Raw genomic sequence first — 10,673 nt, 5'->3', positions numbered from 1 at the left:
ATAGCGGACGCGGGGGGGGGGGGGGGCCGCGGCGGCGGGGGGGGGGGGGGGGGGGGGCCGCCGTCCCCCCCCCCCCCCACCTCGGCATGCCCCGGGCCGACCGGACGAAGGTCGAACTCACGACCGGACGAAGGCCGGACCGACGAAGGCCGACCGGACGAGGGTCGAACGGACGAAGGACGCGTACCCGCGCAGCGGAGCCTTGACGGGCCGACCGCCGCGCGACATCCGCCCCGCCCGTCACGCGGTCTCGACCCCCGCCCGGAGCCGTGGCAGCATCTGCGGCGGAAGCCGGGGCGGGGGGCGACGCACGCCGCCCGTACCGGCTTCGGCGACGGCGACCCGGCGGTGGACGAGGAGCGCAGCGTGGCGGACGACTTCGATGTCCTGGTGGTCGGCGGCGGGATCGTCGGACTGGCCACGGCGTACGCCCTGACCCGGGCCAGGCCCGGGCTGCGGCTGGCGGTGCTGGAGAAGGAGAACGGCTTCGCGGCGCACCAGACCGGGCGCAACAGCGGGGTGATCCACAGCGGCGTGTACTACCGCCCCGGCTCGTACAAGGCCCGCTTCGCGGTCGCCGGCGCCGCCGAGATGGTCGAGTTCTGCCGTGAGCACGGCCTCCCGTACGAGGTCACCGGCAAGCTGATCGTGGCGACCGAGGACGCCGAACTGCCCCGGCTGGCGGCGCTGGCCGAACGCGGGCGGGCGAACGGCATCCCGGTCACCGAGCTGGACCGGGCCGGGATCGCCCGGTACGAGCCCGCCGTGGTCGGGCGGGCCGGGCTGCACGTCGGCACCACCGGCATCTGCGACTTCCCGGCGGTCGCCACGGCCTACGCCCGGCTGGCCCGGGAGGCGGGCGCCGAACTGCGGCCCGGCACGGCGGTGCGGGCGGTGGCCCGGCGCCGGGACGGGGTGACGGTCGGCACCTCCGGCGGGGAGCTGCGCTGCGGGGTGCTGGTGAACTGCGCCGGGCTGCACAGCGACCGGATCGCCCGGCTGGCCGGGGACGACCCGGGGGTGCGGATCGTCCCGTTCCGCGGGGAGTACTACGAACTGGCCGAGCACCGGCGGGACTTGGTCCGCGGCCTGGTGTACCCGGTGCCCGACCCGGCCTTCCCGTTCCTCGGGGTGCACCTCACCCGGGGCATCCACGGGGACGTCCACGTCGGCCCGAACGCGGTGCCCGCGCTGGCCCGCGAGGGGTACGACTGGCGGACCGTCCGCCCGGGCGACCTGGCCGAGACCCTCGCCTTCCCCGGCACCTGGCGGATCCTGCGGCGGCACTGGCGGTACGAGGTCGGCGAGTTGCACCGCTCGCTGTCCAAGCGGGCGTTCACCGCCGCCGTCCGACGGCTGCTGCCCGCCGTGACCGCCGCCGACCTGGTGCCGGCCACGGCCGGGGTGCGGGCCCAGGCGGTGGCCCGGGACGGCTCGCTGCTGGACGACTTCGCCTTCGCCGGCTTCGACCCGGCGGACCCGCGCTCCCCGCGCCGGGCGGTGCACGTGCTGAACGCCCCCTCCCCCGCGGCGACGGCCTCGCTGCCGATCGGCCGCGAGGTGGCCCGCCGGGCCCTGGCCGCCCTGGAGGCCGGTGGCTGAGCCCGCCGCCGTACCGGCCCGGCGGAGCGCGCGGCCCCGGCCCGGATGAGCCCCGTCACACACCCCTCCGGGTGCCCCGCGCGGCCCCGTAGACTCGGTTGATTGTGACTTCCACCGCCCCGATCCCCCAGCAATCGCCGTCCGCCCGGCTGTCCGCGGCGCCGGCCGCCTACCCCGCGCCGATGTACCCGCACAAGGCCACCGAGGAACAGCACCGGGAGCGGCGGATCCGCAGCTTCCAGCCGCGCCGGGGCCGGATGACCAACGCCCAGGCGGGCGCCCTGGACCGGAGCTGGGAGACGTACGGCGTCCCGATCGACGGCACCCCGCTCGACCTCGCTGAGCTGTTCGACGGTCTGCCGGTCACCCTGGAGATCGGCTTCGGCATGGGCGAGACCACCGCCGCGATGGCCGCCGCCGACCCGTCGACCGGCATCCTGGCCGCCGACGTGCACACCCCCGGCCACGGCAACCTGCTCGGCATGCTGGAGCGGGACGGCTCGCGGAACGTCCGGCTGGCCGCCGGGGACGCGATCATCCTGCTGCGCGACATGCTGCCGGACGCCTCGCTGAACGGCCTGCGGGTCTACTTCGCCGACCCGTGGCCGAAGCCCAAGCACCACAAGCGCCGACTGGTCCAGCCGTCCTTCCTCGACCTGGTGCTGCCCCGGCTCGCCCCGGGCGCCCTGGTGCACTGCGCGACCGACTGGGAGCCGTACGCGGAGCAGATGCTGACGGTGCTGTCCGCCTCTCCCGAGCTGGAGAACCTGCACCCCGAGGGTGACGGGACCGGCTGGCTGGAGCCCGCGGACCACCCGGACGGCAGCGTCCCCGGCTACGCGCCCCGACCGGACTGGCGGCCGGTCACCAAGTTCGAGCGGGCCGGGATCGCCAAGGGCCACGTGGTGCACGACCTGCTGTTCCGCCGCCGCTGACCCTCCGGCAGCCGTTCGAACGGGCCGCGCCGGGCTGACCGGCCGGTCGCGGCCGGGACGAACGGTTCGTCCCGAGTCGTCCCGACCGGCCGCCGCCGTGGCCTACCCTGAGCCGCATGGGCAGCCCGCCCGGCGGCGGGCCCCGGGCGACCGCCCGCACCGCCGCCGACGCACCGGGTACGGTCCCGCGCACCGGCGTCACCCGGACCATCCCGGGGCCGCGGAGGCGCCGGGCCGACCGGCTGCTGTCCCGGCCCGGCGGCGCGGCACCGGCCGCCCCGACGGCCCTCGTCGCCGGTCGGCTCCCGGCCGGCCCGACCACGGCGCCCCCGGGCCGCGTCCGCTCGCTGGCGCTCTCCTCCGTCACCACCTCCGCCGTCCTGACCCTGGCCTGCTGCGGGGTGCTGATCCTGCACCTGGTCCAGCGGCAGACCGGCACCGTCGGACTGCTGGTGGGACTGGGCCTGGCGATGGTGCCGCTGCCCTTCGTGCTCGGTGGCCTGGCCTGGCTCAACCTGACCGCCCGGGTGCCGCTGCGGCACACCGTGTTCTGCCTCGGCTGGGGCGCCTGCGCGGCCACCACGATCGCGATCCTCGCCAACAACTGGACCGCCGACTACCTGACCGCCCACCACCACGCCTTCGGCGGGCTGCTCGGCTCCGGCGTCGCCACCCCGGTGATCGAGGAGAGCGCCAAGGCCACCGCCCTGCTGGTGCTGCTGCTGCCGCTCGGCCAGCGGCTGCGCTGCCACGGCCGCCGCTCCGGCCGCCCCTGCGCACCGCTGCTGCACCGGGCGCCCGCGCCCCGGCGCCCCCGCCCGTACCAGCGCCGCCCGGCCGGACCGCACGCCCGGGGCCGGCTGCGGCTCCGCCCGTACCTGCGGCCCCTGCCCTACCTGCGCCCGGCCCCGCCCGCCCCGGGCACCCCGGGCGCCGCGCACCGCCGCTCCCGGCCGCGCACCCTGGCCGCCGGGATGGTGCTCGGCGGGATGACGGCCTGCGGCTTCGCCTTCACCGAGAACGCCCTCTACCTGGGCCGGGCCTTCACGACCGACCAGCGCAACCGGCTGGACAGCATCGGCCTGGGCGATCCGCCCAGCCTCCGCGACTTCGACAGCACCGTGCAGACCTTCGTCCTGCGCGCCCTGCTCTCCCCGTTCGCCCACCCGCTGTTCACCGCGCTCACCGGGATCGGCCTGGCCGTCGCCCTGACCACCGGGCGGCGCTGGCTGGCCCGGCTGGCCGCACCCGCCGGGCTGCTGCTGGCGATCGTGCTGCACGGCACCTGGAACGCCGCCGCCGACCTGGGGACGGACGGGTTCCTGGTGGTCTACGGGGTGCTGATGGTGCCCTGCTTCGCGGCCCTGGTCGGCTTCGCGCTCTGGGCCAGGGCCCGGGCCGCACGGCACGGCGGGCGGTCCGGAGGGCGGCCCGCGGATCGGCACGGAGGGTGATACGTCAGCGCCGGAGGGTGAGTTGGGGCCGTCCTGCAGAACCGATTTCCCATCTCGGCGACTTCCCCGTATTGTTGTGTTCACCGACGCGGGGTGGAGCAGCTCGGTAGCTCGCTGGGCTCATAACCCAGAGGTCGCAGGTTCAAATCCTGTCCCCGCTACTCAGTAGCCGAAAGGGCCCGGAGGATTCGTCCTCCGGGCCCTTTCGTTTTCCCGCCACACCCAGGGCACGGTCCCGCCACGAAGCGGTAACGGCACCCCGTTTTCAAGATCTGCTGTCAGACCGCTCCCCCATACTGAGGAAAATTTCATCCAAGTGGGGGGCGGCGGGACCGTTCCCTGGATAAGGAACGACCTCATGCTGTCGAAGCGCCTGGCGAGCACCGCCGCGATCTGCCTCCTCCTGGGAGCCGGCACGGCCGCCTGTGGCGACAACAAGGACTCGGACAAGGCCGCGGCGCCCGCGGCCACCACCGCCGCGGCGGCCGCGACTCCGACCGCCACGCCGACTCCGACTCCGACCGTGGCGAAGCTCGACACGGACAAGCTGACCGCCCAGGAGATCGAGAAGAAGGCCAAGGACGCGCTGGCCGGCGCCACGTCGCTCAGGATCAGCGGCAAGATGGCGAGCGACGAGGGCGAGATGACCATCAACATGGTCATGGACTCGAAGGGCGCGTGCCAGGGCAGCATGGCGCTGCCCGGGATGGGCTCCTTCGAGCTCCTCAGCGACGGCAAGCAGTACTTCCTCAAGCCGGACGCCCAGTTCTGGAAGACCTTCGGCGGGCCGAAGGGCGACGCGGTCGCCGAGGTGTTCAAGGGCCGCTACCTGACCGGCTTCCAGGACGACCCGAAGATGAAGGACCTGACCGACTTCTGCAAGCTCACCGACGCGAGCAACCAGATGCTCGACGACGGCTCCAGCACCCCCACCAAGGGCAGCGCCGGCACCGTCAACGGGGTGAAGACGTTCAGCCTCCGACAGAAGGACGACAAGGGCGAGGAGTCGCTGCTCCACATCGCCACCGAGGGCAAGTTCTACCCGGTGCGGATGGAGAAGACCACCGGCTCCGACAAGGGCCAGGTCGACTTCACCGACTACGACAAGCCGGTCACCATCCAGGCCCCGTCGCCCGACAACGTGATCGACTACACCAAGTTCCAGGACAAGGTGAAGGGCGCCTGAGCGGCGCCCGCGAATAATCCGTTGCCCTCCCGACAGGAGGCTGCCTACAGTGGCGGCACACTGAAAGGAGGTGATCCTGAGTTGAGTTCCATCAGGATGTGTGAGGTGGCTGCTCGCTAGAGCCGCCCCTGCCTGCGCAGGATGAGGCCCCTGGCCTCCGGCAGGCGAAATCCACAGCAGTCACCCGACCCGCAGGCTCACCGGTACATCCCCGGTGCCTCGGCGTCAGGCCAGTGCACGGGCCTGCGTCGAGGAGCAGCCTGCGGGTCGTCTGCGTTTCCGGCCGCCCGTCGTAGCCGCGGCGCCCCCGGGTCGTTCCCGTGCTGGGGCCGCAGCGCTAGAGTCGGCGCGGCCCCGCGGTGGCGACGGGGCGCAGCGGCGCGGACACAGGGGGTGGGCGATGGCGAGGGTACGGCGACGGGCCGGCGGGTCGGCGCTGCGGACGGCGCAGTGGACGGCCGCCGGGGTGCTGACCGGCACGGGCCTGCTCGGACTGCTGCTGTTCGCGCTCGGCCGGGCCCAGGCCTGGCAGGCGCTCGGCGGCGGCCTGGTGGTGGCGGGCGCCTCGACGGTGCTCGGCGGCGCGCTGGGCTTCCTGTTCGGGGTGCCCCGGGTGAAGAGCGGCTCCGGCGAGCCGCAGGGCTCGTACGCGCCCAACACCAATCTGGAACAGGTCTCCGACTGGCTGACCAAGGTGCTGCTGGGCGTCGGGCTGACCCAGCTCGGCTCGCTCGGTGAACGGCTGCACCAGCTCGGTACGGCGCTGGCGCCCGTGCTGGGCGGGGAGGACGCAGCGGTGCCGTTCGCGGCGGCGCTGGTGCTGTACTTCCTGGTGCTCGGCTTCCTGGCCGGCTGGCTGGTGACCAGGCTGGCGCTGCCCCGGGTGCTGACCGAGACGGACGAGGCGCTGGACCTCTTCCTGGCCGGGCAGGACCGCGACCGGCACGGCGACAAGGTGGGCGCCGACGACCTGCGGGTGCGCGCGATGCAGCAGCTCGGCCTGCTCGGTGGCAGCGCGGAGCGACCCGCCGCGCTGGCCGCCCAGTTGCCGCCGTCCTCGGACTCCCCCGCCGGGCCGGACGGCGTGGTGGCGGAGGTCCGCTCGACCGCGACGCGCTCGGCGCTGACCGCCGACCAGGTGCGGGCCCTGTTCGCGGCCGGCTCGGAGGGCCGCCGGATCCAGGCCCTCGCGCTGATGCAGGGCGATCCCTCGCTGGCGGACCTGCCGAGCGTGCTGGAGGCGATCGAGCACCCCCGCTCGGGGTTCGAGCAGTACCACGCGCTGCTGGCTGCCCGGGGCCTGCTCTCCCGGCTGCCGGGCGCCGAGGCGCAGCGGCTGCGGGACGCGGTGGCGGCGCAGTTGGTCGACCCGCAGGGCATTCCGTACGGGTCGGACCGCAGTTGGCTGGCGGAGAAGATACTGTCCCGGCTCCAGGCGGCGGCCTTCGTCCCGGCGCAGCCGACGCCGGTGGCGTCTGCGGCAGTGGCGTCGGCGGCAGTGGCCGTCGACCCGCCGGCGAATCCCTAGCCGGTGAATCCCTAGCCGGTGAACCCCTGGACCGTGAAGCGCAGTTCGGGCTGCGACCAGGGGGTCTTGGGCTGCGGCGGGCGGGTGCCGGTGCGCACGGCGCCCACCTGGAGGTAGAAGCCCTCGGCGGGCGGGTGCGAGACGACCTTGACCGCCGCGATCCCGGCGGCCCGGGCGCGGTCGAGCATGTCGGCGATCAACACCCGTCCGATGCCCAGTCCTTGGGCGTCGTCGGCGACGAACATCAGGTCCAGTTCGGCCGGTTCGTGGATCAGCCCGTAGAAGCCGAGCAGCCGGTCGTCGGTACGGTCCACGGCCATCCGCACCTCGTGGCGCTCGATGTAGTCGGGCCGCACGGCATAGCCGTCGATCATCGCGAAGTACGCACCGCGGTAGGCGGCGGAGGCCTGGATCAGCGCGGTGAGCCGGTCGGCGTCGGCGGGCCGGGCGGGCCGGATCGTGGTCTCGCTCATGCGAGCGAGTATAGGGGCCAACCGGCCCAGTGACCATTACAGGAGTATGGCCGGTTCCGGCCCGCGGGGCCGGCCACGGGCGGCCCGGAGCACCAGGACCCCGCTGGTGCGGCCGCCTTCGTGCGGCACCCGGTGGACCTCGCTGGCGATCCGGCGCTCGCCGAGCGCGTACCGCAGCCGGTCGAGGTGGCCGCAGCGGCGGCCGCGACCGTCGTTCAGCGGCTGGACCCGTACCTCCCCGTCCGCGGCCGTCACCCGGGCCAGCTCGGCCAGCGCGGCCAGCTGCCGCTCCGGGCCGAACAGTTCGGGGTAGGCGAAGATCAGGTAGCCGCTCAGGGTGAGTGCGAAGGCGCCGTCCGCGAAGGGCAGCCGGGGCAGCGCGGCGGCCAGGTAGCACTGCGGGTGGGCGGCCGAGTCGGCGGCGAACAGCCGACGGGCGCGGTCCCAGCTGCGCAGGTAGCGGTCCGGGCGGGCGGGGCGGCGCAAGGGGTACAGCTGCGGGCGGGCCGCCATCGCGACGGCCATCGACGCCCGGGCGGCCCGTGCCCGGGCGGCCAGCTCGGGCGGCGGCAGCGCGTACGCCGGGTCGACGGCGATCACCCGGCAGCCCAGCTCGCGCGCCTCGGCGGCCAGGCCGGACGTACCGCCCGGGCAGTCCAGCAGCGGGCCGGGCAGGGCGGCGAGCCGGGCGCGGGTCAGGCCGAACAGGGCGCAGTACTCGTCCAGCGGACGGGAGGTGACCAGGACGTCCGGGGCCGGCACGGGGGTGGGGGCGGTCGCCACCCGGCCATCCGAACACGGGGCCGCCCCACCCGCATCCGGAGGGCGTCCGGAGCACGGGCGGGGCGGAGGCAAGACAGAGGCGGGGCGGGGCAGAGGCGGGGGTGGAACGTCAGGGAGCGGGCCGGGAGCGAGCGGGCCGGGCCTCAGCGGCCGAGCAGCCCCCGGGTGGCGGCCCGGTTGACGTTGGTCAGGCCGCGGACCAGCCGCGCGGTGAGGAAGATCAGCAGGACCCCGATCGCCGAGAACGCGGCGATCTGCCAGGTGCCCTCCACGTAGTAGGCGTGCCGGACGTGGTGGCTGTCGGTGAAGTCGAACAGCTGGTACCCGTGCCAGGAGGTGTAGCGCGGGAAGACCCAGTGGTAGAGCGGGTAGAGCGCCATCGCCCAGCCGAGCAGCAGGAACGTCAGCGTGAGGCAGAAGCTGAACACCGCCCAGGGGAACATCACCAGCTGGTACAGCGCGGCCTTCCAGCCCGCCCCGTCGGCCAGCCGTGCGGTGATCGAGCCCCAGCTGCCCGGGCGCACCTGCTGCACCGGCGCCGGGCCGGGCACGTCCAGCGCGAGCATCCCGCGCACCCGGGCCCGCTCGGCCCGGCCGAGGCCCCGGGCGGTGCTGGTCAGGGCGGCCAGCACCGGCAGGCCGAGGACGGTGACGAAGGTGCCGACGCCGAGGCAGAACAGGACGATCGCGACGACGAAGCCGACGATCGCGACCGGCAGCCCGGTGAGCGCGTAGCCGACCTCGCGGTAGTAGTGCCCGGAGAACGGCGCCCGCCAGAAACCGGGCGGCTCCTCGGTGCGGCGGGCCCGGGCCGGACGGGCCCCGTCGTCGCCGTAACCGCCCGCGGCGTCCCACCCCTGACCCAGCGTGCTGCCGCTGCTGCTCATCTCCCGGTCCCCGGCCCCTCGTTGTCGTGGTCTTCCGTACTCGCTGACGTGGTCAAGTCTGGCCGAGGCGGGGCCCGGTGGGTATCGGGCCGACCGGCGGATCGGGGGTGGGGTTAACCCCCCTGCCCGGCCTCGCGCCCCTGCCCGGCGCCCGGTCGCGGCGCGGGCGGGCCGGACCACTCGTCGGCGAGCAGCGCGTAGCGGTACGAGTCGCGCCAGGCGCCGCCCTTGTACAGGTCGTGCCGGACACGCCCCTCCAGCCGGAAGCCGAGCCGGGTGAGCACCTTGGCCGAGGCCGTGTTCTCCACGTCGACCCGGGCGGCCAGCCGGTGCAGGCCGAGCGCCCCGAAGGAGAACTCGCAGAGCAGTCCGGTGATCTCGCCCGCGTAGCCGCGGCCCCACACCGGGCGGCTCAGCACGTAGCCGAGGCGGGCCGAGCGGTACTCGCCGAGGGTGAGGGCGGCGTGCGCGACCGGCAGCGCGTCCTCCAGGTCCCCGGCGTCCCCGGCGTCCTCGCGCCGGACGACGGCGAGCCGGTAGACGCCCCGTTCCTCGGCCATCGCCTCCTCCAGGTAGAGCTCGATCTGGTCGGCGCAGGTCTCGCGGTCGCGCGGCTCGAAGGGGAGGTAGCGGGTCACCTCCGGGTCGCCGTACAGCGCGTGCAGCGCGTCCACTTCCTCCGGGGTGTGGCGGTACTCGCGGAGGGCGAGTCTGGGGCCGGTGAGGCGTACGGGGACCATGGCTGCCGACCCTACCCGCGTCCGGCGGCTACCGTTCGGAACATGAACGACGAAGACCTGCGGCTCGCCCCGCGCACCAGGGCCGCCGACCTGCTCGCCTGGGTGGCCGGCCAGGACCGCGCGCCGGTGGCCGAAGCGCCGCTGCGCGCGGTGCTGGCGCTGCTGGAGCTGGGCGGGGGCAGGATGCACGACGGCTGGCCCGAACTCACCTCCGACGAGGTGGAGCACCTGCTGTACGAGCGGCTCCACCTCTACGTCCAACCCGCGCCGGAGCAGGACCCGCTCGCCTACGGCGAGGCCGTACGGCTGCTGGTCGACCACCAGCGGGCCGCGAAGCGGCTCAACGCCAAGCGCCAGGAGCGGCTGCACGCCGAGGCCGAGTGGCAGGGCGAGGTCGCGGCCGGGCTGCTGCACCGCGCCGACCTGGTGACCTGGCCCCGGCTGTACGCGGTGCTGCTGCACGCCCACGGGGTGGACGTGACGGACCCGGCGGCCGTCCGGGACTGGCTGGCGGGCTTCGCCGCGCTCGACGAGGAGCAGCGGCTGGCCGGGTACGAGGCGCTGACGACGACCGGCTGGCTGGACGAACCGGACGAGCAGGGCTGGGGGCCGGGCCGGGTGCTGTCCGTCGGCATGGCCACCGACGGCGCGCGGCTGCTGCTGGAGCAGGGCCTGATGCGGCGCAGCTACCGCAACCTGGCCGAGCTGAACGCGTTGGGGCGCCCGATGCCGGACGAACTGACCGGTGGCTTCGAGGAGTTCGAGGCGGCGGCGGCCGAGGCGGCGCTCGACCTGCTCGGCGAATGGACGGTGCCCGGACTGCCGCGCCTGCTGGTGGAGGAGTTCCCGGAGCTCGCGCCGGAGCCGGGGGCGGCCGAGATCGACGCCTACCTGGCGCAGCTGCCCGCGGAGGAGCCGGAGGGGTCGGAGGGGTCGGAGGAGCCTCAGGAGCAGGAGCAGCAGTGAGCCGACGTGGGGGGGGGGCGGCGGGGGGGGGGCGCGCGGGGGGCCGGGGGCGCGGCTTATAAACTTCTTGCCGGCCATCCCTACTGAAATCTTTTGGTGTCGGCTGGTCGGGTTGTTGT

General features: G+C 74.7%; 10 protein-coding genes and 1 tRNA gene. 7 read left to right on the top strand and 4 right to left on the bottom strand.

All coding sequences use genetic code 11. The annotated features are described in order from the left end of the window. Positions 1 to 366 precede the first annotated feature (366 nt). From lhgO to ACFWXO_RS38745, 6 genes are all read left to right on the top strand, one after another. The gene (lhgO, locus tag ACFWXO_RS38770) at positions 367 to 1,602 is read left to right on the top strand and encodes an L-2-hydroxyglutarate oxidase (RefSeq protein ID WP_380530238.1); all 1,236 of its coding nucleotides are present in this window, start codon (positions 367 to 369) and stop codon (positions 1,600 to 1,602) included. 104 nt (positions 1,603 to 1,706) lie between these two features. Then, positions 1,707 to 2,537 carry a tRNA (guanosine(46)-N7)-methyltransferase TrmB gene (trmB, locus tag ACFWXO_RS38765; RefSeq protein WP_380530235.1) on the top strand — a complete coding sequence of 277 codons (831 nt, stop codon included), beginning with the start codon at positions 1,707 to 1,709 and terminating at the stop codon, positions 2,535 to 2,537. A 116-nt stretch (positions 2,538 to 2,653) separates the two neighbouring features. Next, positions 2,654 to 3,991 carry a PrsW family intramembrane metalloprotease gene (locus tag ACFWXO_RS38760; protein ID WP_380530232.1) on the top strand — a complete coding sequence of 446 codons (1,338 nt, stop codon included), beginning with the start codon at positions 2,654 to 2,656 and terminating at the stop codon, positions 3,989 to 3,991. Positions 3,992 to 4,078: 87 nt separating this feature from the next. Then, positions 4,079 to 4,152: transfer RNA gene (locus tag ACFWXO_RS38755), tRNA-Met, on the top strand. Between the two features lie 197 nt (positions 4,153 to 4,349). Next, positions 4,350 to 5,177 carry a hypothetical protein gene (locus ACFWXO_RS38750; RefSeq protein WP_380530229.1) on the top strand — a complete coding sequence of 276 codons (828 nt, stop codon included), beginning with the start codon at positions 4,350 to 4,352 and terminating at the stop codon, positions 5,175 to 5,177. A gap of 400 nt (positions 5,178 to 5,577) precedes the next feature. After that, positions 5,578 to 6,705: a hypothetical protein gene (locus ACFWXO_RS38745; protein ID WP_380530226.1), complete on the top strand. Its 1,128-nt coding sequence runs from the start codon at positions 5,578 to 5,580 to the stop codon at positions 6,703 to 6,705. 11 nt (positions 6,706 to 6,716) lie between these two features. On the opposite strand, the gene ACFWXO_RS38740 is transcribed toward ACFWXO_RS38745, so the two are convergent. From ACFWXO_RS38740 to ACFWXO_RS38725, 4 genes are all read right to left on the bottom strand, one after another. Next, on the bottom strand, positions 6,717 to 7,178 hold the full coding sequence (locus tag ACFWXO_RS38740; RefSeq protein ID WP_380530223.1) for a GNAT family N-acetyltransferase: 462 nt from the start codon (positions 7,176 to 7,178) through the stop codon (positions 6,717 to 6,719). Between the two features lie 36 nt (positions 7,179 to 7,214). Beyond that, positions 7,215 to 7,961, bottom strand: a complete 747-nt coding sequence (locus ACFWXO_RS38735; protein ID WP_380530220.1) for a hypothetical protein — start codon at positions 7,959 to 7,961, stop codon at positions 7,215 to 7,217. A 143-nt stretch (positions 7,962 to 8,104) separates the two neighbouring features. Next, on the bottom strand, positions 8,105 to 8,848 hold the full coding sequence (locus ACFWXO_RS38730; protein WP_375892910.1) for a sensor domain-containing protein: 744 nt from the start codon (positions 8,846 to 8,848) through the stop codon (positions 8,105 to 8,107). Positions 8,849 to 8,961: 113 nt separating this feature from the next. Beyond that, positions 8,962 to 9,588, bottom strand: coding sequence for a GNAT family N-acetyltransferase (locus ACFWXO_RS38725; protein ID WP_380530217.1), 627 nt, complete (start codon positions 9,586 to 9,588; stop codon positions 8,962 to 8,964). Positions 9,589 to 9,630: 42 nt separating this feature from the next. On the opposite strand from ACFWXO_RS38725, the gene ACFWXO_RS38720 reads away from it, so the two are divergent. Beyond that, positions 9,631 to 10,554, top strand: coding sequence for a hypothetical protein (locus ACFWXO_RS38720; protein ID WP_380530214.1), 924 nt, complete (start codon positions 9,631 to 9,633; stop codon positions 10,552 to 10,554). The last annotated feature ends 119 nt before the right edge of the window (positions 10,555 to 10,673 follow it).

Source organism: Kitasatospora sp. NPDC059088 (assembly GCF_042738155.1).
In the GTDB taxonomy this organism is placed as follows: Bacteria; Actinomycetota; Actinomycetes; order Streptomycetales; family Streptomycetaceae; genus Kitasatospora.
This window is presented reverse-complemented; position numbering and strand designations above follow the sequence as displayed.

Excerpts from the sequence above, each read along its gene's own strand:
- ACFWXO_RS38760 (WP_380530232.1), top strand. The coding sequence starts at position 2,654 with ATGGGCAGCCCGCCCGGCGGCGGGCCCCGGGCGACCGCCCGCACCGCC.
- ACFWXO_RS38750 (WP_380530229.1), top strand. The coding sequence starts at position 4,350 with ATGCTGTCGAAGCGCCTGGCGAGCACCGCCGCGATCTGCCTCCTCCTG.
- ACFWXO_RS38745 (WP_380530226.1), top strand. The coding sequence starts at position 5,578 with ATGGCGAGGGTACGGCGACGGGCCGGCGGGTCGGCGCTGCGGACGGCG.
- ACFWXO_RS38740 (WP_380530223.1), bottom strand. The coding sequence starts at position 7,178 with ATGAGCGAGACCACGATCCGGCCCGCCCGGCCCGCCGACGCCGACCGG.
- ACFWXO_RS38730 (WP_375892910.1), bottom strand. The coding sequence starts at position 8,848 with ATGAGCAGCAGCGGCAGCACGCTGGGTCAGGGGTGGGACGCCGCGGGC.
- ACFWXO_RS38725 (WP_380530217.1), bottom strand. The coding sequence starts at position 9,588 with ATGGTCCCCGTACGCCTCACCGGCCCCAGACTCGCCCTCCGCGAGTAC.
- ACFWXO_RS38720 (WP_380530214.1), top strand. The coding sequence starts at position 9,631 with ATGAACGACGAAGACCTGCGGCTCGCCCCGCGCACCAGGGCCGCCGAC.